The 22637-nt window shown below is 69.5% G+C and carries 17 protein-coding genes; 7 read left to right on the forward strand and 10 right to left on the reverse strand.

Going from position 1 to position 22637, the window contains the following annotated elements; all coding sequences use genetic code 11:
* Positions 1-16 precede the first annotated feature (16 nt).
* Positions 17-1357: an L-lysine 6-transaminase gene (lat, locus tag C7H75_RS17800; RefSeq protein WP_106852037.1), complete on the reverse strand. Its 1341-nt coding sequence runs from the start codon at positions 1355-1357 to the stop codon at positions 17-19.
* A gap of 65 nt (positions 1358-1422) precedes the next feature.
* Between lat and hglS the strand changes: the two genes are divergently transcribed.
* Positions 1423-2700, forward strand: coding sequence for a 2-oxoadipate dioxygenase/decarboxylase (gene hglS / locus C7H75_RS17805; protein WP_106851654.1), 1278 nt, complete (start codon positions 1423-1425; stop codon positions 2698-2700).
* Positions 2697-4226 carry an L-piperidine-6-carboxylate dehydrogenase gene (amaB, locus tag C7H75_RS17810; protein WP_106851655.1) on the forward strand — a complete coding sequence of 510 codons (1530 nt, stop codon included), beginning with the start codon at positions 2697-2699 and terminating at the stop codon, positions 4224-4226. The genes hglS and amaB overlap by 4 nt, the downstream gene beginning before the upstream one ends.
* Here amaB and C7H75_RS17815 read toward each other — a convergent pair.
* From C7H75_RS17815 to C7H75_RS17825, 3 genes are read right to left on the reverse strand one after another with little or no spacing between them, the layout of a single operon-like run.
* Entirely contained in the window at positions 4223-5065 is an 843-nt protein-coding gene (locus C7H75_RS17815; RefSeq protein WP_106851656.1) for an SDR family oxidoreductase, read from the reverse strand. The two genes, amaB and C7H75_RS17815, sit on opposite strands and share 4 nt — an antisense overlap.
* Complete coding sequence (locus C7H75_RS17820; RefSeq protein WP_106851657.1) at positions 5062-6528, reverse strand: flavin-containing monooxygenase; 1467 nt, start codon at positions 6526-6528, stop codon at positions 5062-5064. Before C7H75_RS17820 ends, C7H75_RS17815 begins: the two co-directional genes overlap by 4 nt.
* Positions 6525-7472 (reverse strand): patatin-like phospholipase family protein, encoded by a 948-nt coding sequence (locus tag C7H75_RS17825; RefSeq protein ID WP_106851658.1) that lies wholly within the window; start codon positions 7470-7472, stop codon positions 6525-6527. Before C7H75_RS17825 ends, C7H75_RS17820 begins: the two co-directional genes overlap by 4 nt.
* Before the next feature lie 61 nt (positions 7473-7533).
* Here C7H75_RS17825 and C7H75_RS17830 point away from each other — a divergent pair, with 61 nt between their 5' ends.
* Entirely contained in the window at positions 7534-8193 is a 660-nt protein-coding gene (locus tag C7H75_RS17830) for a TetR/AcrR family transcriptional regulator (RefSeq protein WP_064076667.1), read from the forward strand.
* Here the strand turns inward: C7H75_RS17830 and C7H75_RS17835 are convergent.
* Positions 8174-8749 (reverse strand): DUF8020 domain-containing protein, encoded by a 576-nt coding sequence (locus tag C7H75_RS17835; RefSeq protein ID WP_005518616.1) that lies wholly within the window; start codon positions 8747-8749, stop codon positions 8174-8176. The two genes, C7H75_RS17830 and C7H75_RS17835, sit on opposite strands and share 20 nt — an antisense overlap.
* A gap of 363 nt (positions 8750-9112) precedes the next feature.
* Between C7H75_RS17835 and C7H75_RS17840 the strand changes: the two genes are divergently transcribed.
* Together C7H75_RS17840 and C7H75_RS17845 are read left to right on the forward strand one after the other, a co-directional pair.
* Entirely contained in the window at positions 9113-13681 is a 4569-nt protein-coding gene (locus tag C7H75_RS17840; protein WP_064057820.1) for an ATP-dependent helicase, read from the forward strand.
* A gap of 4 nt (positions 13682-13685) precedes the next feature.
* A complete protein-coding gene (locus C7H75_RS17845) occupies positions 13686-14483 on the forward strand; it encodes a DNA-formamidopyrimidine glycosylase family protein (protein ID WP_081186872.1) in 798 nt (265 codons plus the stop codon).
* On the opposite strand, the gene C7H75_RS17850 is transcribed toward C7H75_RS17845, so the two are convergent.
* On the reverse strand, positions 14456-15073 hold the full coding sequence (locus tag C7H75_RS17850; RefSeq protein ID WP_069856644.1) for a TetR family transcriptional regulator: 618 nt from the start codon (positions 15071-15073) through the stop codon (positions 14456-14458). The genes C7H75_RS17845 and C7H75_RS17850 overlap by 28 nt on opposite strands.
* A 155-nt stretch (positions 15074-15228) precedes the next feature.
* Between C7H75_RS17850 and C7H75_RS17855 the strand changes: the two genes are divergently transcribed.
* Positions 15229-15768, forward strand: a complete 540-nt coding sequence (locus tag C7H75_RS17855) for a hypothetical protein (RefSeq protein WP_005518606.1) — start codon at positions 15229-15231, stop codon at positions 15766-15768.
* Here C7H75_RS17855 and C7H75_RS17860 read toward each other — a convergent pair.
* A complete protein-coding gene (locus tag C7H75_RS17860; protein ID WP_005518605.1) occupies positions 15746-17500 on the reverse strand; it encodes a glycerol-3-phosphate dehydrogenase/oxidase in 1755 nt (584 codons plus the stop codon). The genes C7H75_RS17855 and C7H75_RS17860 overlap by 23 nt on opposite strands.
* A gap of 75 nt (positions 17501-17575) precedes the next feature.
* Between C7H75_RS17860 and glpK the strand changes: the two genes are divergently transcribed.
* Complete coding sequence (glpK, locus tag C7H75_RS17865; protein WP_044991324.1) at positions 17576-19090, forward strand: glycerol kinase GlpK; 1515 nt, start codon at positions 17576-17578, stop codon at positions 19088-19090.
* Here the strand turns inward: glpK and C7H75_RS17870 are convergent.
* The 3 genes from C7H75_RS17870 to C7H75_RS17880 all read right to left on the reverse strand — a co-directional run bounded on the left by C7H75_RS17870 (position 19054) and on the right by C7H75_RS17880 (position 22581).
* Positions 19054-19632: a type II toxin-antitoxin system prevent-host-death family antitoxin gene (locus C7H75_RS17870; RefSeq protein WP_022597205.1), complete on the reverse strand. Its 579-nt coding sequence runs from the start codon at positions 19630-19632 to the stop codon at positions 19054-19056. The two genes, glpK and C7H75_RS17870, sit on opposite strands and share 37 nt — an antisense overlap.
* Before the next feature lie 123 nt (positions 19633-19755).
* Entirely contained in the window at positions 19756-20979 is a 1224-nt protein-coding gene (locus C7H75_RS17875) for an aminotransferase-like domain-containing protein (protein ID WP_005518597.1), read from the reverse strand.
* Between the two features lie 195 nt (positions 20980-21174).
* On the reverse strand, positions 21175-22581 hold the full coding sequence (locus C7H75_RS17880; protein WP_005518596.1) for an NAD(P)H-quinone dehydrogenase: 1407 nt from the start codon (positions 22579-22581) through the stop codon (positions 21175-21177).
* Positions 22582-22637: the final 56 nt, after the last annotated feature.

Raw genomic sequence — 22637 nt, forward strand, 5'->3', positions numbered from 1 at the left:
TTCGGGACTTCGGCCCCTACGGATGCACCGCGGCCAGGGTCCGATCGAGCGCGTCGACGGCGGCGTCGAGTTCGGCGATGGTCACGGTGAGCGGCGGCCGGAACCGGATGCCGCGCTCCCCCGTCGCCAGGAACAGGACGTGTTCGCGCTCCCGCAGCCGCGTCACCACTCGGTCCCGGTGCGCGGCCGTCGGCAGCGTGATCGCGCACATCAGCCCGCGGCCCCGTGGCTCGGTGACGGCGTCGTGGGCGGCCGCGAGGTCGTCGAGCCGGCGCAACAGGTGGGTGCCGCACAGCCGGGCGCGGTCGATCAGACGGTCCTCCTCGATCACTTCGAGGATCCGGCGGGCCCGGACCATGTCGGTGAGGTTGCCGCCCCACGTCGAGTTGATCCGCGAGCTCACCTCGAAGACGTTGTCGTGCACCTCGTCGACGCGGCCGCCGGCCATGATCCCGCACACCTGCGTCTTCTTGCCGAACGCGACGACGTCGGGGGTGACGCCCAGCTGCTGGTACGCCCACGCGGTTCCGGTGAGCCCGCAGCCGGTCTGGACCTCGTCGAAGATCAGCAGCGCGTCGTGTTCGAGGCACAACTCCCGCATTCGGGCGAAGAACTCGGGGCGGAAGTGGTGGTCGCCGCCCTCGCCCTGGATCGGTTCGGCGAGGAAGCACGCGATGTCGTGCGGGTGGTCGGCGAATGCCCGCCGTGCCTGCGCGAGCGCGCGTTCCTCGGCCTGTTCCACGTCCCGTCCGTCGGTCAGGTACGGCGCGTCGATCCGTGGCCAGTCGAACTTGGGGAACCGCGCGATCTTGGTGGGGTCGGTGTTGGTGAGCGAGAGCGTGTAGCCGCTGCGCCCGTGGAACGCCTCGGTCAGGTGCAGCACCCGGGTGCCGAGCGCGGGATCGCGTCCGGCGGCCTCGTTGCGGCGGCTCTTCCAGTCGAACGCGACCTTGAGCGCGTTCTCCACGGCGAGGGTGCCGCCGTCGACGAAGAACAGGTGCGGCAGCGCCGGATCCCCGAGCACCCGCGCGAACGTGTCGACGAACCGCGCCATCGGGACGGTGTAGACGTCGGAGTTGCTGGGCTTGTTGATCGCGGCGATCGCGAGTTCGTGACGGAACGCGCCGTCGTCGGCGAGTGCCGGATGGTTCATGCCGAGCGCGGACGACGCGAAGAACCCGAACATGTCCAGATACGCGGTGCCGTCCCGTTGATCGACCACGCTCACTCCGCGTGAGGCCTCCAGATCGAGGACCAGGTCGAAACCGTCCGCGAGCATGTGCGCTCGCAGGACGTCGTGCACTCGCCCGGCCGGCAGGTTCGAGTCACCGGCCGCGGGGCGGACCGCGGTGCTCATGCTCAAAGGTTACGTCAGCGTTCCGCCCCACGTCCGGGCATCGAGGCTCGTACGATCGAGGAGCGATGGCCGAAATCCACGAACTGCGGTCGAGATTCGCTGCGGCGCTGTCTCGCATGTACGGCCGCGAGGTTCCGGAGTACACGACGCTCGTGGATGTCACCGAACAGGTCAATGCGGACCATCTGGCCGCGCACCCGGACACCGCGGAACGCCTCGGCAGCATCGGACGGGTGACCGCGGAACGGCATGGCGCAATCCGGGTCGGGACGCCGGCGGAGATGCACGACGTCGCGGTGCTGTTCGCCGGCTTCGGCATGTACCCGGTGGGCTTCTACGACCTGCGCGAGGCGACGCCGCCGGTGCCGGTGGTATCCACCGCCTTCCGCCCGATCGATCCCTACGAGTTGGCGCGTAACCCGTTCCGGGTGTTCACGTCGATGCTGACGACATCGGATCGGCGCTTCTTCGATGCCGATTTGCAGCGGCAACTCGACCGCTTCCTGGCACGCCGTCGCTTGTTCCCGGACGTGCTGTTGTCATTGGCCCGCCGCGCCGCGGACGACGGGGGCCTCGACGAGCCGCAGGCGCAGCGCTTCGTGGCGCTCGCGACGTCGGTGTTCGAGTTGTCGCACGAACCGGTGGACCTGGGGTGGTATCGCGAACTCGAGCAGGTCTCCGCGGTGGCTGCGGACATCGGCGGCGTCACCAGCACCCACATCAATCACCTGACGCCGCGGGTGCTCGACATCGACGACCTGTACGCGCGGATGTCGGCGCGCGGCATCGCGATGATCAACCGGATCCAGGGGCCGCCGCGGTGGCACGGCCCGGCGGTGCTGCTGCGGCAGACGTCGTTCCGGGCGCTGGCCGAACCGCGCCGCTTCGCGCTGCCCGACGGCTCGGTCACCGACGGCGCGCTGCGGGTGCGGTTCGGCGAGGTCGAGGCACGCGGGATCGCACTCACCCCGAGTGGGCGGGCACTCTACGACGAGCTGATGGACGCGGATCCGTCGAACGCGAACAGACTGTGGGACAAGCGCTTCCCGGCGTCGGAGGACGAACTCGAGAAACACGAGGCCGCCTATTTCACGTACCACGACGGGGTGCGCGAACCGATCGTCTACGAGGACTTCCTACCGAAGTCCGCGGCCGGCATCTTTCGATCGAATCTCGACACCGACACCGACACCGACACCCACACCGACACTGCCGCGTCCGCCGCAGGGTCCGGCACCGACTTCTCCCGCGCCTCGCTAGCGGCGGCGATCGGCCGGGACATCCACGATCCGTACGAGCTGTACCGACGTCAGCAGGAACAGTCGAGAGGACAACGGCGATGACACTTCCCGGCACAGGACTGTTGGCGGACCGGGCGATCGCGGCGCTTGGTCGTTGCGGGGCAACACTTCCCGACATCGCCGGCGACGCCGGACCGGCCCCCATCGAAGCGCGGACGCCCATCGACGGTTCCGTGCTGGCCTTCCTGCACCCCAGCACGTCCGCCGACGTCGACGCGGCGGTGCGGGGCGCGGCGGAGGTGTTCCCGCCGTGGCGGACTACGCCTGCCCCGGGGCGGGCCGCGGTGGTCCGCCGGTTGGGTGAGCTGCTCGTCCAGCACAAGACCGACCTGGCGGACCTGGTGACCCTCGAAGCGGGGAAGATCCGCTCCGAGGCCCTCGGCGAGGTCCAGGAGATGATCGACATCTGCGAGTTCGCGGTCGGACTGTCCCGGCAGCTGTACGGGCGCACCATCGCCTCGGAGCGGACGGGGCATCGGCTGGCGGAGACGTGGCATCCGCTCGGCGTGGTGGCGGTGATCTCGGCGTTCAACTTCCCGGTCGCGGTGTGGTCGTGGAACACCGCGCTGGCGCTGGTGTGCGGTGACCCGGTGGTGTGGAAGCCGTCCGAGACGACCCCGCTCACCGCGATCGCGTGCGACGCGCTGCTGCGCCGGGCGACGGCCGAGACCGGAGCCCCGGACGGCCTGCACCACGTGGTGCTCGGGACGGCGGTGGTGGGCGAGCAGTTGGTCGACGACCCGCGGATCGCGCTCGTGAGCGCGACCGGATCGGTCCGGATGGGGCGCGCGGTGGCGCCCCGGGTAGCAGCCCGCTTCGGCCGCTGCCTGCTGGAGTTGGGCGGCAACAACGCCGCGGTGGTGACGCCGTCGGCCGATCTGGATCTGACCGTGCGCGCGGTGGTCTTCGCGGCCGCCGGGACCGCGGGACAGCGCTGCACGACGCTGCGCCGGCTCATCGTGCACCGGTCGATCGTCAACGAGGTGACCAACCGGATCGCCGACGCGTACCGGCAACTGCGGGTGGGCAACCCGTTCGACGACGGCGTCCTGGTGGGCCCGTTGATCTCCGGAGCAGCGCTGCACGCGATGCACTCCGCGCTCGACACCGCGCGCGCCGACGGCGGCGTCGTCGTCACCGGCGGCGAACGCATCGGTGGCGGCGGCTCGTTCTACGTCAGGCCCGCGATCGTCCGGATGCCATCACAGACCACGATCGTGCGGGCCGAGACGTTCGCGCCGATCCTCTACGTCCTCGCGTACGACACGTTCGACGAGGCCATCGAACTGCACAACGCTGTCCCGCAGGGGCTCTCGTCGTCGATCTTCACCACCGACCAGCGCGAGGCCGAGCGATTCCTCGCCTCCGACGGCTCCGACTGCGGCATCGCGAACGTCAACATCGGCACGTCCGGCGCCGAGATCGGTGGCGCGTTCGGCGGCGAGAAGGACACCGGTGGCGGGCGTGAGTCCGGCTCGGACGCCTGGAAGTCGTACATGCGCCGCGCCACCAACACCGTCAACTACTCCGACGAACTCCCCCTCGCGCAAGGGGTGGAGTTCGGCTAGCCGGTCTGCTCGCCGCGGTTCTCGTCGCGTCGCAGCCGCGCGTCGTAGTCGGCCCGTGCGGTGGGGTCGACGCGGGTCAGTGCACGCTCACCGCCGACGGCGCGGCGGATCCACCGCACCAACCGTTCCGGTGCCACGGCGAGCCCGACGTCGAGTGCCGCGAGGTAACCCGGAACGGGTGTCTCGGCGCGGCGGGTGCGGACGGTACGGACGATCGCGTCGGCGATGTCCTCGGGATCGACCGTCGGCAGTCCCTTGCCGAGCGGTATGCCCGACGTGAGCGTCGTGCGTACGGCGCTCGGCAGGACAGTGCTGACGCTCACTCCGTGGTCGGCGAACTCGAGCCGGGCTGTCGCCGAGAGTCCCACGGCCGCAAATTTGCTGGCGTTGTACACCGCCAGCCCGGGGATCGCGATCTTCCCAGCGAGCGACGCGACGTTCACGACGTGCCCGCGTCCGCGCTCGATCATGCCGGGCACCACGGCCCGCATCCCGTGGATCGGGCCCCACACGTTGACGTCGATCGTCATCTCACCGGTCGCGTCCGGCTCGTCGAGGAACCCGCCGACCGGCATGACACCGGCGTTGTTGACGAGGATGTCGATCGCCCCGACGTCAGCCACACACGCGTCCCATGCCGTCCGGGACCGGACGTCGAGAACATGGGCAGTGCCGATGCCTGCTGCGGCATGCTCGACCGCACTCCGATCGAGGTCGGCGAGGGCGACGTCCGCTCCACGGGCGACGAAGGCCTTCGCGGTGGCGCGGCCGATGCCGCGTCCGGCACCGGTCACGAGCACTCGTGCACCCTCGAGCGCGATATCGGGATACCGGGTCATGGCGACACCTCCGTCGACGTCAGGTAGGCCGATGCGTCGAAGTCGCGCAGTCGTTCTCGCATGCGACCCGTCGACCACGGCCAGTTGAAGCTGTTGCGGCCGTTGACGTCCAGGAAGTAGCTCTGGCAGCCACCGGCGTTGTAGACGGTGGTGGCGAGGGCCTGCTGCACCTCCGCATTGAACGCCGCCTGCACCTCGGGGCGGGTCTCCATCCGGGTCCAGCCGGCTGCGCGCGCCGCTCCGATCGCCGCCGTCAGGTAGTCGAGCTGCGCCTCGAGGATCATGAACGCCGACGTATGGCCGGTACCCAGCGCCGGACCCAGCAGCACGTACGCGTTGGGGAATCCCGCGACGGTGGTGCCGAGGTACGCCTGCGGACTGCCCTTCCAGTGGTCACCGAGGCTGCGCCCCTGACCGTCGAACACCCGTCCGGCGATGGGCATGTCGAGGATGTGGAAACCGGTGCCGAAGATGATGGCGTCGATCTCCCGTTCCTGCCCGTCCGCGCCGATCACCACGTTGCCCCGCACCTGCTGCACCGCGTTCGCGTGCACCTCCACGTTCGGACGGTTCAGCGCCGGGTAGTAGCTGTTGGACATCAGCAGCCGCTTGCAGCCGAGGGTGTAGTCGGGGGTGAGCGACCGCCGCAGTTCCGGATCCCGGATCTGCGCCCGCAACTGCATGCGGCCGATCTGCTGGATCACCCGCAGGATCCACGGGTTACGGAAGCCGACCCCGAGAGCTTCCATGATCCCGTACTGGATGCGCCGCAACGCGTTCAGCGCCCCGGGCACCGCTCCGATCGCCGCCCGGACCGGACCGGGCAGCGTGGTGTCGGGCTTGGGCAGTACCCACTGAGCGGTCCGCTGGTACAGGTGCAGTTCCCCCACCACCGGCGCGATCTCGGGGACGAACTGCACCGCCGACGCGCCCGTCCCCACGACGGCGACGCGCTTGCCGGACAGGTCGTAGTCGTGGTTCCAGCGCGACGAGTGGAACACCTCCCCGGCGAACCCGTCGAGCCCCGGAATGTCGGGGACGAGCGGCTGATTCCACGGGCCCGCGGCCGCGATCACCGCGTTCGCGGTGAAGGTGCCGTTCGACGTCTCCAGCACCCACCGCCGCGTCGGCTCGTCCCACTGGGCACGCAGCAGTTCGGTGCCGAACTCGACTCGCTCGTGCACGCCGTGCTCGGCGGCCGTCCGCTCGATGTATTCGCGGATCTCGTGCTGTCCCGCGAACAGTCGGCTCCACCCCGGGTTCGGTGCGAACGAATACGAGTACAGCGCGGACGGCACATCGCACGCGCAGCCCGGATATGTGTTGTCGCGCCACGTTCCGCCGAGCGCGTGGGCCTTCTCGAGGATCACGACGTCGCCGATCCCCATGCGCTGCAACCGGATCACGGCACCGATACCCGAGATTCCGGCCCCGACGACGATCACCTCGTGGTGGCCGGTCATGCGGACGCTCCCGTCGCGAGGGCGCGCTGCACCGACGTTCGGGTGCTGCGCAGCGAGTGTTCCAGAGTGGCGAGTCGGCGCCTGTCGTCCATGAAGTTGGGGCCCATCACAGCGAGATCCTCGGCCGTCGCGTCGACCCGGATCACCCGCGTGCCGGACGCCTCCAACGCCGCACACTCGGCGTCGAGTCCGGCACTCATCCAGTTCCGCAGGACCGCTCGCTCGAGAGCGGCCGATCCCCGGCCGGGCACCCGACCCCGGGAGGCCATGGGCGCCAGCACGATCACCTCGCCGAGTCCGCGTTCGGCCAGCAGGTCGGCAGACGCGGTGGATGCCGCACCGCCGTCGACGTACCTCCGGCCGCCGATGGTGACCGGCCGCATCCAGCCCGGGATCGCCCACGACGCCCGCAACGCCTCGGACAGCGCCGCCTTCGGCGCCCCCTGCGCGCCGAAGGGCACTCGCTCCCCGGTCGCGGCGTCCATCGCGACCAGCCACGTCTGCGGATGCGCGACCCAATCACCGGACCCCGCGACGCCGGTGGCGAGGCGGTCGAGCCATTCCGCGTCTCCGCGCCCCTCCGGGAGCAGTCCGCTCAACCGGGTCATGGTGGGCAGCGCACGCCTCAGCAGACCGGGCGCACCCGGGCGTGGGCGCGGCAGTGGAGGGAATCGGCCGGGCGCGCCGGCGAGGTGTCCGGCGAGCACAGGATGCGTCGACTCCCGGAGTTGCATCGCGAGGATCTCGTCGACACCGATGCCGCTCCCGAGCATCGTGACGAGTTCGGCACCCGCGGACGTGCCGACGAGAACGTCGGCGTCGCGTGGGTCCCACCCGAGGGCGTCCCGGATCGCGATCAGCGCCGCGACCGTCCATGCCGCCCCCAGCGTCCCCCCGCATCCGATGACCAACCCGCGACCGAGATATGTGTCACTCGAAGTCATATCCAGAAACTAGCAGCATTCAAATACTCTCGGTAGCCCAAATGTCGTGAAGAATGACGGCATGGCACGTTTGACCAGATCGGAAAGCCAGGCCCGCACCCGCGCGGAGCTGCTCACGACCGCCCGCGACCTGTTCCTCACCGACGGCTACGCGCTGACTTCTCTCGAGAAGGTCGCCGAGACGGCGGGCTACTCGAAGGGCGCGGTGTACTCGAATTTCCGCGGCAAGAAGGAACTGTGCCTCGAGGTTCTCGACCTGATCCACACGACGAAGTTCGAAGAGGTGGCAGCGCTCGTGGCCGCCGACGGCGAACTCGACGAGCTTCTCGAACGTATCCAGGAGTGGGCCGAGCGCACCCTGGGCGACGTGGGTTGGACGATGCTCGAGTTCGAGTTCATCGCCGCCTGCCGGCACGACCCCGACGTGCAGGCCGCGCTGGCATCGGCCCTGGGGATGGCGCACGGAATGGTTCTCGCGCTGGTGAATTCGCTGACCGCCGCGACCGGTACCGCGCTGCCGCTGCCGCCCGAGGAGGCGGCGCGCAGCATCCTCAGCCTCGGAGTGGGCCTCGGTATCCAGCGCGCCATCGACCCCACCATCTCGGCGCGGATCGTCACCGACAATGTGCGCGCCCTCCTGCACCGAGGCTCGCCCCTCCCCGACTCAGGGGCGAGCGTCGGCTCACGACCCTCCGGCTCGGTCAGTACAGGGTGCCGATGAAATCGAAGATCGCGGGCTGAACCGCAGGGTTGGCGTTGCTGATTCCGGTGGCCGCGCCGATGACGCCACCGATCGCCGCACCGGGGATACAGCCGACGAACAGGAACAGCACACACCCGACGACCGCGCCCACACCGGCGCCGATCTGCGCATTCATCTGGCCGCCGCCCACCCAGCCCTTCTCGATCTCGCTGATCATGTTCGAGTAGGCGTCCTGGCGCGCGTCCACGTTGTTCAGCGCACTCACACCCTGTGCCGGGATCGCCGGCGTGAGAGTGAGTTTGCCGCCGTCGACCGACGGCACCAGCGGAACGTCCACCCCGGCCACCCGGTAGGTGAGCGGGACGGTGCCGACGGTCGTCCCCGCCGGATCGACGACGTCGACGACGTCGCCGGCCACCCGGAAGGTGCCCGCATCGAGGACGGTGTCGAGCGACGTACCGTTCGCGCCGATCTGGGTCTGGTAGTGGATTGCGCCCGGCGCCGGCGGCGGCCCGGGCTCGGCGTAGGCGGTACCGGTTGCCACGCCGAGTGCAGCGATGGCGAGCACGGACACAGCCGCAGTCCTGTGGAGTTTCACGGGGAGCTCCCTCCTTGCGGGAAGACGGCCCCGACCTGGTCAAAGACCGTCCGGAACATCCATTAGACTAATGAGTGGAGGCCGGTCTGTACGGCCTAACCGGGATTCCTGACCGATTCTCGGACGACTTCGACGACGGGCCCCGTCGCCGGTCCGGCAGCGTCCGGTGATGTCCGATTCGACCGCATTCGCCCCGGCATACCGACTCTCCGGCGCGAGCGTGCCGACCACCGCGTGGGACACCGGCGTGGAGTAGAGACGCGATGTCGCCTCCGCGACCGTCGGGCGCCCGCATCGCTGATCGGCGAAGTGTCGGTACCTGCAGGCAAGATGGACCGCATGGACGCCGTCCTCGATCGCTTCTCCGCGCCCACCAGGGAGTGGTTCGACGGTGCCTTCCCCGCACCCACCGCCGCCCAGTTGGGTGCGTGGGACTCCATCGCGAGTGGTTCGCACACGCTCGTCGTCGCGCCTACCGGGTCGGGAAAGACGCTGTCGGCGTTCCTGTGGGCGCTGGACCGGTTGGCGACGGCGGTCGAGGCCGGCGCATCCGACGAGAAGCGCGCCGCTGAGCGGCGCACCACGGAGCAGCGCACCACCAAGGTGCTCTACATCTCTCCGCTCAAGGCGCTCGGCGTCGATGTCGAACGCAACCTGCGGGCGCCGCTGGTAGGCATCACACAGACCGCGAAACGTCTGGGGTTCGAACCGCCCGAGATCCGCGTCGGTGTGCGGTCGGGGGACACCCCCACCGGCGAACGGCGCAAGATGATCAAGACGCCGCCGGACATCCTCATCACCACACCCGAGTCGCTGTTCCTGATGCTCACGTCGTCGGCGCGGGAGACCCTCACCGGCGTGGAGACCGTGATCGTCGACGAAGTCCACGCGGTCGCCGGCACCAAGCGCGGCGCCCACCTCGCGCTGTCGCTCGAGCGTCTCGACATGCTGCGCGACAAACCGGTCCAGCGGATCGGACTGTCGGCCACGGTGCGCCCGCACGAGGAGGTGGGCCGCTTCCTCGCGGGTTCGGCACCGATCCGCATCGTCGCTCCCCCCGCGGCGAAGACGTTCGATCTCACGGTGCGGGTCCCGGTCGAGGACATGACGGAACTCGGTATCGCCGAGCCCGATCCGGAGTCGATGTCGCCCACTCCGCAGGCCGGGTCGATCTGGCCGCACGTCGAGGAACAGATCGTCGATCTGATCCTCGACCACCGCTCGTCGATCGTGTTCGCGAACTCGCGCCGGCTCGCCGAGAAGCTCACCGCCCGGCTCAACGAGATCTACGCCGAACGGCTCGGCGGCGCCGTCGAGAAGCAGGGCAGACCGCCCGCGCAGCTCGGCGCGCCCACCGAGGTCAACTACGGTGCCGATCCCCTGCTGGCGCGGGCCCACCACGGCTCGGTCAGCAAGGACCAGCGGGCGATCATCGAGGACGACCTCAAGTCCGGGCGTTTGCGCTGCGTGGTGGCCACCAGCAGCCTGGAACTCGGAATCGACATGGGCGCAGTCGATCTCGTGGTGCAGGTGGAGGCGCCGCCGTCGGTCGCGAGCGGGTTGCAGCGCGTCGGCCGCGCCGGACACCAGGTGGGCGAGATCTCCCGTGGTGTGCTCTTCCCCAAGCACCGCACCGACCTCATCCACTGCGCCGTCACGGTCGAACGTATGACGAACGGCAAGATCGAGGCACTCGAGATTCCCGCGAATCCGCTCGACATCCTCGCGCAGCAGACCGTCGCCGCCACCGCCCTCGAACCTCTCGACGTGGAACAGTGGTACGACGTCGTCCGGCGCAGCGGTTCCTTCGCGACCCTGCCCCGTTCGGCGTACGAGTCGACGCTCGACCTGCTCGCGGGTCGCTATCCGTCGGACGAGTTCGCCGAACTGCGTCCCCGCCTGGTGTGGGACCGCGACGGTGGCACCCTCACCGGGCGCCCCGGTTCGCAGCGTCTGGCCGTCACGTCGGGCGGCGCGATCCCCGACCGCGGCCTGTTCGCCGTCTACATGGTGGGCGAGCGACAGTCCCGGGTCGGCGAACTCGACGAGGAGATGGTCTACGAGTCCCGCGTGGGCGACGTGTTCGCGCTCGGCGCCACCAGTTGGCGGATCGAGGAGATCACCTACGACCGGGTGCTGGTCAGTCCCGCGTACGGGCTGCCCGGACGGCTGCCGTTCTGGCACGGCGACGGTCTCGGCCGTCCCGCCGAACTCGGCGAGGCCCTCGGCGGCTTCCTGCGCGAGCTGTCGTCCAGCACGCCGGACGAGGTGGCCGCGCGTCTGGTCGCCGCCGGGCTCGACACGAACGCCACCACCAACCTCGCCGCGCTGATCGAGGACCAGCAACAGGCCACCGGGCGGGTACCCACCGACCGCACCCTCGTGGTGGAGCGCTTCCGCGACGAGCTCGGCGACTGGCGACTGGTGCTGCACTCGCCGTACGGGCTGCGGGTGCACGCACCGTGGGCGCTCGCGATCGGTGCGCGCCTGCGTGAGCGATTCGGTGTGGACGCCGCCCCCACCGCGTCCGACGACGGCATCATCGTGCGTCTGCCCGACACCGACGACACCCCGCCCGGCGCGGAACTGTTCGCGTTCGAGCGCGACGAGATCGAGGACATCGTCACCGACGAGGTGGGCGGCTCGGCGCTGTTCGCGTCCCGGTTCCGTGAATGTGCCGCACGCGCACTGCTGCTACCCCGCCGCACCCCCGGCAAGCGGGCCCCGTTGTGGCAGCAGCGGCAGCGGTCGGCACAGTTGCTCGACGTCGCGCGCAAGTTCCCGACCTTCCCGATCCTGCTCGAGACCGTGCGCGAATGCCTGCAGGACGTCTACGACCTGCCCGCGTTGCGGGATCTGTTCGGCCGCATCGCCCGCCGGCAGATCCGGATGGTCGAGGTCGAGACCGCAACGCCGTCACCGTTCGCGAGTTCGCTGCTCTTCGACTACGTGGGCGCGTTCATGTACGAGGGCGACAGCCCGCTCGCCGAGCGTCGCGCAGCCGCACTGTCGCTCGATTCCACACTGCTCGCCGAACTGCTCGGCCGGGTGGAGTTGCGCGAACTGCTCGACGCCGACGTCATCGCGAAAGCCGAGCGGGAACTGCAGCGGCTGGCGCCCGAACGCCATGCCCGCGACGTGGAGGGCATGGCCGATCTGTTGCGTCTGCTCGGCCCGGTCACCACCGAGGAAGCCGCCGAGCGCTCCACCGCCGATCCGGTGCCGTGGCTCGACGAGCTCGTCGCGCACCGGCGCGCGCTGCGCGTCTCGTTCGCAGGACGCCAGTGGTGGACGGCCGTCGAGGACGCCGCCCGGCTGCGCGACGGGCTGGGGGTGCCGCTGCCCATCGGTACGCCGGCCGCCTTCATCGAACCCGTCGACGATCCGCTCGGCGATCTGCTCGGTCGTTATGCGCGCACGCACGGTCCGTTCACGGTGTCGGAGGCCGCGGAGCGCTTCGGAATCGGCTCCGCCGTCGCTCGCGACGTCCTTGCGCGACTGGCGAACGAGAAACGTGTCGTCGAGGGCGAGTTCCGGCCCGGCGCGTCCGGCAGCGAATGGTGCGACGCCGAGGTGTTGCGCCGACTGCGGCGCCGCTCGCTCGCGGCGGCGCGGGAGGAGGTGGAGCCGGTCAGCACCGCGACGCTGGGCCGGTTCCTGCCCGGCTGGCAGCATGTCGGTGGCTCGCTGCGCGGACTCGACGGCGTGGTGACGGTCGTGGAACAGCTTGCGGGCGTTCCCGTTCCCGCGTCCGCCCTCGAGTCTCTGATCCTGGCGTCGCGGGTGCGCGACTACTCCCCCGCGATGCTCGACGAACTCACCGCCACCGGCGAGGTGCTGTGGTCCGGTGCCGGGCAGATCTCCGGGAAGGACGGCTGGGTGAGCCTGCACCTGGCCGACTCGTCTCCGCTGACATTGGCGACGCCCGCCGAGATCGATCTCACCGACCTGCATCGCAGCATCCTCGACACCCTGGCCGGCGGCGGCGCGTACTTCTTCCGGCAACTGTCCGACACCGTGCAGTCCACCGACGACACCGCACTCGCCGCCGCGCTCTGGGACCTGGTGTGGGCCGGGTACATCGGAAACGACACGTTGGCCCCGCTGCGTGCGCTGCTGTCGGACACCTCGCGTGCCACCCCCAGCCACCGCACGCCGCGGCGTGCGCCCCGCGCTCACGCGTATCGCCGGCTCGGACGTCCCACGATGCCCACCCGCAGCGGCCCGCCCACCGCGGGGGGACGGTGGTCGCTACTACCCGAACCGGAACCCGACCCCACGCTCCGCGCCCACGCCACCGCCGATCTGCTGCTCGAGCGGTACGGCGTCGTCACGCGCGGCTCGGTGGTCGCGGAGGAGGTTCCCGGCGGCTTCGCGTCGATGTACAAGGTGCTCACCGGCTTCGAGGACGGCGGACGCTGCCGGCGCGGCTACTTCGTCGACACCCTCGGGGGCGCGCAGTTCTCCACGCCCGATGTGGTCGATCGCCTACGCACCCACAGCGACTCGATCGAGGGCCGCCACACGACGGCACCTGCCGTCACACTCGCCGCGTCCGACCCCGCGAACCCCTACGGCGCGGCACTGCCGTGGCCGCAGTCGATGGCCGGTGACGATGCCCCCAAGCATCGCCCGGGCCGCAAGGCCGGGGGCCTGGTGTCGCTCGTCGACGGCGAACTGGTGTTGTTCGTCGAGCGCGGCGGACGGACCGTCCTCACCTTCACCGACGACATCGGCGTCCTGCGCACCGCCGCCGAATCGCTTGCCGCCACCGTGAAACGCGGCGGCATCGACAAGGTCGTCGTCGAGAAGGTCGACGGCGCCACCATCCACGGCAACGACTTCGCGCCGTTGCTCACCGAGGTGGGCTTCTCGGCCACCCCGCGCGGCTTCCGATTGCGGGCGTGACGCGATGCCCGAGGGAGACACCGTGTGGCAGGCCGCGCGACGCCTCGATACCGCGCTCGCCGGTCGCGTCCTGACCGAGTGCGACATCCGGGTGCCGCGCTACGCGACCGTGGACCTGTCCGGCGAGGCGGTCGACGCGGTCGTCGCCCGGGGCAAACATCTGCTGACCCGTATCGGCGCGCACACGATCCACACGCACCTGAAGATGGAGGGCTCCTGGCAGGTGTATCCACGCGGCGCTCGATGGCGGCGTCCCGCGCACCAGGCACGGATCGTACTGGGCACCGAAGACACTGTCGCCGTGGGCTTCTCCCTCGGGATCACCGAAGTGGTCGATCGCAGCGACGAGGAGAGTGTGGTGGGGCATCTCGGCCCCGATCTACTCGGCGCGGACTGGAACGCCGTGGTGGCCACCTCGAATCTCGTTGCGGCGGGCGAACGTCCCATCGGCGAGGCACTGTTGGACCAGCGCATCATGGCGGGTATCGGCAACGTGTACCGCAACGAGATCTGCTTCCTGCGCGGCGTCGATCCGCGCACCCCGACCGCTCGGGTGCCGGACCTGCCGAAGGTGGTCGACCTCGCGCACCGGGTGCTCCGCGCCAACCGGGACCGACCCGTCCGTGTCACCACCGGCGACCGGCGACCGGGACGACGGGACTGGGTGTACGGGCGCGGCGGCAAGCCGTGTCTGCGCTGCGGAACTCCGATCGCCGCGGCCGAGTTCGGTGAGGAGCCCGGCCGTGAGCGGTCGATCTTCTGGTGTCCGAACTGTCAGCCCCTGCTCCCGCCCGGCGGCTGACCCGCCGCCTGCAGCAGCGCGACGCAGTGCGCGACGAACTGCTCGCGCGGAGCGGTGATCGTGCCGTCGAGGTATCCGATGAACAGGCTCGTCAAAGCTCCGACCAGACCGACCGCCGTCATCTGACGCTCGTCCGGATCGGACAGCGGCGAGAGTTGCTGGTGCACCAGCAGGACGAATGCCGGCGCGAGTTCGAGTCCCTGTCCACCCAGCGCCGGTTCGGCCAGTGGTGCGAGTAACAGCACCCGCCCGCGCGCCGGATCGTCGACCATCAACTCGACGAACGTCGACACCGCCGCGACCGCCCGATCCTGCGGCGATCCCGACGACGCCACGGCCGCGACGAGCGCGTCCCGCGCCTGCCTGCCCACGTCCTCGTACACGGCCCGCACGAATTCGTCCCGGTCGGCGAAGCTCTCGTAGAAGTAGCGCTCGGTGAGCGCGGCGGATCGGCAGACCGCTCGAACGCTGACGGCGGCGCCGCCCTCTGCGCCCAGCAGTTCGATTCCGGCACCCAGGAGTGCCTCCCGGCGCGCGGCGCGGCGTTCCTCGAGGCCGGTGCCCGCCCAGGTCCGCCGTTGCGCGTCCAACAACCCTCCAGTCCTTGACCGACTTCCGCCGATCCTAATCTGACAACAGGTGTAGTCACTCTTTCGGGAAGTCGGCTCGCATGACGGGCTCGTCCACCGCAACGATCCGAGTCACTACGCGCCACCCATGGGGTGATTGTGCGACGCTCTGTCGCATGGAATCGGATCTCCGCTCGTTGCTGCACCGGCCGTTGCTGAGCCGGTCCGTGCCGCTCGACAAGGACAACGCCGCCAGCCGGATCAGTGCCTACGTGTACGGCAACATCCTCATCCTCGCGGCGTTGATCCCGGAAACGATCTCGCGCAGCGATTCCCGCACGATCGCCGTGGTCGCCGGCACGGCGATCTCCACGTTCATCGCGCACGCGTTCGCCGAGGGGGTGGGCAAGTCGGTGCGCTCGGGCCGTCAGCTGACCACCGCCGAACGCTTCGCGGAGCTTCGCGACTCGGTACCGGTACTGAGCTCGGCGGTCGTGCCGATCGTCGTGCTGGGTACCGCATACTTCGGCTGGCTCGAACCGTTCACCGCGCAGGTGATCGCCGAGGTCGCGATCCTCGTCCGGATCGCGTCCATGGTGTTCGTCATCACGCGCCTGCGCGGCGAGCGGCCGTCCGGTTACACGCTGATCGCGGCGGCGGCGCTCGCCGTCGTCGCCACCGCGATCGTCGTGCTCAAGGTCGTGCTGACCCACTAGGGGCGGTGCCGGGTACCGGTTCGAGAATTTCCGCGCGGGCCTCGGGGGCCGCGGCACGCAGGGCGTCGGCGGAGAGGTCGTCGGGCTGCGCCTGCGAGAGCACCTCGGCCTCGACGCGGGCGCGGTACGTTTCGACCTCGCGGTCGATCGTGGCGTCGTCCCAGCCGAGGATCGGCGCGACCAGGCGGGCCACCTGCTCGGCGCAGTTCACCCCGCGGTGCGTGTACTCGATCGAGATGCGCGTGCGGCGGGCGAGGATGTCCTCGAGGTGCAGCGCACCCTCCGCGGCGACGGCGTACACGGCCTCCGCCTGCAGGTAGTCGGGCGCATCGGTGATCGGCTGCAACAGTTCCGGCGACTGCTTGGCCGGGGCGAGAACCTCGTCGATCAGCGATCCGTAGCGACCGAGCAGGTGCTTGATCCGGTAGGGGTGCAATCCGTACAGCTGTCCGAGGTGCACCGCCTGGTTCACGAGCGCGAAGTAGCCGTCCGCGCCCACCAGCGGAACCTTCTCGGTGATCGACGACGCGACGGCCGCCGGAAGATCCTCGGCCGCCAGATCGACGGCATCCTTGCCCATCACCCGGTAGGTGGTGTACTTCCCGCCGGCGATCGCGACCAGGCCCGGCGCCACGCGCGCCACCGCGTGCTCGCGGGACAGCTTCGACGTCTCGTCGCTCTCCCCCGCAAGCAGTGGACGCAAACCCGCGTAGACGCCGTCGATGTCCTCGTGGGTGAGCGGGGTGACCAGCACCTTGTTGACGTGGCCGAGGATGTAGTCGATGTCGGCCTCGGTGGCGGCAGGGTGCGCGAGGTCGAGGTTCCAGTCGGTGTCGGTGGTGCCGATGATCCAGTGGTTGCCCCACGGAATCACGAACAGCACGGACTTCTCGGTACGCAGGATGATCGCCGAGTCGCTCACGATCCGGTCCCGCGGAACCACGATGTGCACGCCCTTCGATGCGCGCACCCGGAACCGGCCCCGCTGGTGCGAGAGCGCCTGGATCTCGTCCGTCCACACGCCGGTCGCGTTGATGACGACGTGTCCCTTCACTTCCGTGGTGGCGCCGGTCTCCGAATCCCGCACGCGCACACCGGACACTCGGTCCGCCTCGCGCAGGAAACCGACGACCTGCGTGGAGGTACGCACCACCGCACCGTAGTGCGCCGCGGTACGCGCGACCGTCATCGTGTGACGGGCGTCGTCGACGACGGTGTCGTAGTAGCGGATACCGCCGATCAGCGCATTACGCTTGAGTCCGGGCGCCATCCGCAGCGCGCCGGCCCGCGTCAGATGCTTCTGTGCCGGAACGGACTTCGCGCCGCCCATTCGGTCGTACAGCAGGAACCCGGCCGCCATGTACGGGCGCTCCCACCCGCGATGGGTCAGCGGGAAGAGGAACTTGAGCGGTTTGACGAGATGCGGCGCGAGCGTCGACATCGACAACTCCCGTTCGTGCAACGCCTCCGCGACGAGCCCGAACTCGAGTTGTTCCAGGTAGCGCAAACCCCCGTGGAACATCTTCGACGAACGGGACGACGTGCCCGACGCGAAATCCCGCGCCTCGACGAGCGCGACCTTCAGTCCGCGGGTCGCGGCGTCGAGGGCCGCGCCCACACCGACCACCCCGCCACCGATCACCACCACGTCGAACTGCTCGGTTCCCAACTGGTCCCACGCCTGCGCCCGCTGCTGCGGGCCGAGGAACTGCACACCAGGCTGCTTGTCCAACTCGGTCTCCCGTGGTTGTCGGCGAATCTGGTCTCAGGCTAGTAGCTTCGTGGCCAGACTGCCCGAGAGACGAGGATGACCGTGACCAAGTACATCGCCGCGATCGACCAGGGGACGACCTCGAGCCGGTGCATGATCTTCGATCACGACGGTGACGTCGTCGGCGTCGCACAGAAGGAACACGAGCAGATCTTCCCGGAGCCGGGCTGGGTGGAGCACGATCCCGAGGAGATCTGGACCAACACCCGCGAGATGGTCGGGTCGGTCCTGGCCAAGACCGACCTGACCGCCAAGGACATCGCCGCGGTGGGAATCACCAATCAGCGCGAAACCACCGTCGTGTGGGATCGCGAGACCGGAAAGCCCGTCTACAACGCGATCGTGTGGCAGGACACCCGTACCGACAGTCTGTGCGACGAGCTCGGCGGTGACGAGGGTCGCGGACGCTTCCGCGAGACCACCGGGCTGCCGCTGTCCACGTACTTCTCGGGGCCGAAGGTGCGGTGGATCCTCGACAACGTGGACGGCGCACGCGAGCGGGCCGAGGCCGGCGAACTCGCCTTCGGCACGATCGACTCCTGGATCATCTGGAACCTCACCGGCGGTCTGCACATCACCGACGTGACCAACGCCTCGCGCACTCTGCTGATGGACCTCGAGACCCTCGACTGGGACCACGACATCTGTGCGGCGATGGGAATCCCGGTGTCGATGCTGCCCGAGATCCGCAGTTCATCCGAGGTGTACGGCGATCTGGCGCTGCCCGGCATCTCGGCGGGAATCCCGATCGCCGGGATCCTCGGTGACCAGCAGGCCGCGACGTTCGGTCAGGCGTGCTTGTCGGAGGGCGAGGCCAAGAACACCTACGGCACCGGCAACTTCCTTCTGCTCAACACCGGCACCGAGAAGGTCCACAGCGAGCACGGTTTGCTCACCACGGTCTGCTACAAGCTCGGCGACAAGCCCGCCGTCTACGCCCTGGAGGGGTCGGTGGCCGTCACCGGCTCGCTGGTGCAGTGGCTGCGTGACAACCTCGGAATCATCCAGTCTGCCAAGGACATCGAACCGCTGGCACAGACCGTCGAGGACAACGGCGGTGCGTACTTCGTGCCCGCCTTCTCGGGTCTGTTCGCGCCGCGGTGGCGTCCCGATGCACGCGGCGTCATCGCCGGACTCACCCGATATGTCAACAAGGGTCACCTGGCGCGCGCCGCTCTCGAGGCCACCGCGTACCAGACCCGCGAGGTCATCGAGGCCATGCGCGCCGACTCTGGGGTCGAACTCACGACGCTCAAGGTCGACGGCGGCATGGTGGTCAACGAGACACTCATGCAGTTCCAGTCGGACATCTTGGATGTCCCGGTCACGCGTCCGGTCGTGAACGAGACCACCGCGCTCGGCGCGGCGTACGCGGCCGGCCTGGCCGTCGGATTCTGGGAGAGCGAGGACGACATCCGCACCAACTGGGCGGCGGACAAGACCTGGGAACCTCGGATGGGCGACGCCGAGCGCGAGCGCCTCTACGCCGGCTGGAACAAGGCCGTCGAGCGCACCTACGGCTGGACCGACGAGGACAACGCCTCCACGTAGGCCTTCCACGCCTGGAGTCGCTCGCGCCAGTAATCCGCACCCGGACCGGGCCCTACCTGAGTTGCGCGAATCCGAACCTCGGCGTCGTCCCCGGCGAAGTCGATCCGCACCTCGATCGGTGACTGAGCCGTTGCGGCCTCGGATCCCCACCTCATCGCGATGGTCTCACCGTCGACGCAGTCCACGACCCTGCCTCTGCGCTCGTCCCAGGAGATGAGGGCATCGCCACCGACCTCCGCATCGACGACAAGATCCACCCACCATCCGGCGCGTTCGCGGTACCGCGCGATCGCATTCCACACCTCGCGAAGCGAACCGCCGACCGCGACGGTTTCGTCCACCGTCTGGCGTTCGGGCCCCACCGGATCGCCCCCGACGGGCGCGAACGCCTCGAGACTTCTCAGGTCGTCGAGCGAAACGAGCGCCGCGGCCGGCGCACCGTGCCGGGTGATCGTGATCCGCTCGCCGCGGTATCCCACCCGGCACACCAGCTCCCGCAGCTGCGCCCGCGCTTCCCCGAACGGAACCTCCGACGTCGTCATTGCACGGATGCTAGGCGCGCGGTCCGACAGTCCGGCCGGGCGGAAGCACCGCGGTTCGAGCGCAGAAGATCGATCACCGACAAAGCCATTTGGTACAGATCACAAGGTTTTGTACAAAACTCTTCAGGCACCGATCACAGTTCCCGAGCGATGCGCCGAGTGGGCGGCCCGCAGCCGGTCTACGCCCTCGGCCAGCACCGCGCCGTCGTAGGTCGCGAAACACAACCGGGCCGCATGCGGGTGGGCGCTCGCGACGCCGAACGCCCCGCCGGGCACGAACGCGACATCGTGCCCGACGGCGGTGTCGAGCAGGCGCGTGGTGTCCGTGCCGTCGGCGAACTCGATCCAGCAGAACATCCCCCCGTGCACCGTCGCGTGCGAGATACGTTCCCCGAAAGCGGCTTCGAGGGACGAGACGAGAGCGTGCGCGCGCCCCGCGTACGCGGCACGGACGGTGGCTAGATGCCCGTCGAGCCACGCGGCGTCGCCGAGCAGTTCCGTCGCGATCTGCTGTGTGAGCGACGAACCGCACAGGTCCGCGCCCTGCTTGAGCAGTTCGACGGCCTCGCACACCCGGCGATCGCCGTGCAGCCAGCCGATCCGCAGCGCCGGGGCGAGGGTCTTCGATCCGCTCGACAGCCGGATCACCCGATCGGAGTGCGCCGCGACCGGGGCGGGCGCGGGCGCATCGAACCACAGTTCGCCGTACGGGTCGTCCTCGATGATCCAAAATCCGTACTCGTCCGCGAGCGCCGCGAGGTGGACCCGCCGCTCCGCCGACAGCACGACGCCGCGAGGGTTGTGGAAGTTGCTCACCGTGTGGACGAGCTTGGGCCGCAACCCCTCCCGCAGAGCCTGCTCGAGTGCCGCGGTATCCATGCCGTCCGCGTCGAGCGCGACGGGCACCAGCGCGGCCTGTGCCGTGCGGAACACCTGCAGCGCACCGGTGTAGCCGGGTTCTTCGACGACGACGGTGTCACCCGGATCGAGGAGCACCTGCGCGAGCAGGCTGAGCGCCTGCTGCGAACCGTGCGTGACCACGACCTCGGCCGGGTCGATCGACCGCCCCACCTTGACGCCCTCCCGGGCCGCGACGGTCTCGCGCAGCGGCGCCCAGCCGGACGTCTCGCCGTACTGGACCGAGCGCGGATCGGCGAGGGCGCGGTGCGCGGCCTCGGCGATCCTCTCCCGCGGAACGAGTTCGGTGGCGGGCAGTCCGCCGGCCAGGCTGATCACCTCCGGACGCGCGGTGAGGGTCAGCAGATCCCGGATGGCGGAACTGCGCAGACCGGCCATCCGGGAGGACAGACGTGGGGACGAGTCGAAAGACGACGGATCGAGTGACATGGAGGCGGCTCCGTGGCGTGGGACGGCGCGCCGTCGTACGTGCGACGGCGCAGGACGAAGGCAGGTACACCCAGGTCGTCCCGGATCCACGGGGCGGAGAGCGATGCGAGGGGCCGATGGTTCTCGGCCCCTCGCATCATTTCACAGCGCAACCACTATTTGGAAACTGAATCCCGAATCGTGAGACTCGTCATCTCAGTCCAAGTCGTCGTGGCGCATCAGCTGCCGCGACGCCTCGGTGATCGAGCCGGACAGCGACGGGTACACCGAGAACGTCTGCGCCAGGTCGTTGACGGTGAGGTTGTTCTGGACCGCGATCGCGATCGGCAGGATCAGCTCCGACGCGGTGGCCGCGACGACGACACCGCCGATGACCACCCCGGTGGCCGGTCGGCAGAAGATCTTCACGAAACCGCGGCGCAGACCGGACATCTTGGCCCGCGGATTCGTGTTGAGCGGCAGCATGACGGTGCGCGCGGGCACCTCGCCGTTGTCGATCGCGGCCTGGCTGACGCCGACGTTCGCGATCTCGGGACGGGTGAAGACTGCGGAGGCCACCGTCTTGAGCTTGATCGGGCTCACGCCCTCGCCCAGCGCGTGGTACATCGCAATGCGACCCTGCATCGCGGCCACCGAGGCCAGCGGCAGCAGGCCCGTGCAGTCCCCGGCCGCGTAGATGCCGGAGACCGCGGTCCGCGAGACACGGTCGACGCGCAGGTAGCCACCCTGGCCGAGTTCGATGCCGACCTTCTCTAGGCCCAGCCCCTCGGTGTTGGGCGTCGAGCCCACCGCCATCAGCGCGTGACTGCCGTGCACGGTACGACCGTCCGACAGCTTGACGACGATCCCGCCGTCCTCGGTCCGTTCGACGGCGTCGGCGCGGGCGTGCTTGACCAGGGTCACGCCGCGCTCGGCGAGCACGTCCTCGAGGACCAGGGCGGCGTCGGCGTCCTCGTGCGGCATGACGCGGTCACGGCTCGACACGAGAGTGACCTTGACACCCATCTCGGTGTACGCGGACACGAACTCGGCGCCCGTGACACCGGAACCGACGACCACCAGGTGCGACGGCAGCTCCTCGAGGTCGTACAGGTGACGCCACGTGAGGATGCGCTCGCCGTCCGGCACCGCACCGGGCAGCACGCGGGGGCTCGCGCCGGTCGCGATGAGCACGACGTCTGCGTCGAGGATCTTCTCCTCGCCGGTGGTGAGGGTCGCGCGGACCTGGTGGGCCGCCATACCGATCTGCCGGTCGATCAGCTCGGCCTTACCGGAGAGCAGCTGCACGCCGACGCTCTGCAGGCGCGCGCGAATGTCGGAGGACTGCACCTGCGCGAGGTTTTTGACCCGGGAGTTGATCTCGGGCAGCGAGATCGTCGCGCTCGAGGGATCGAGGGAGATACCCAGGTCGGTTGCCCGCCGCATGTCGGTGCGGATACCGGTCGAGGCGATGAAGGTCTTCGACGGAACACAGTCGAACAGGACGCACGCGCCACCGATGCCGTCCGAATCGATCAAGGAGACCGCGGCGCCGTGCTGTGCTGCCACCAGCGCCGCCTCGTATCCGGCAGGTCCGCCGCCGATGATCACGATTCGGGTCATTCGTCCTCCAAGCTTGCCTCGACGGCCGGGATCTCCAGCCTGGCCCGGGTACAACG

Source organism: Rhodococcus (subgen. Prescottella) equi, from assembly GCF_003013675.1.
GTDB classification, from domain to species: domain Bacteria; phylum Actinomycetota; class Actinomycetes; order Mycobacteriales; family Mycobacteriaceae; genus Prescottella; species Prescottella equi.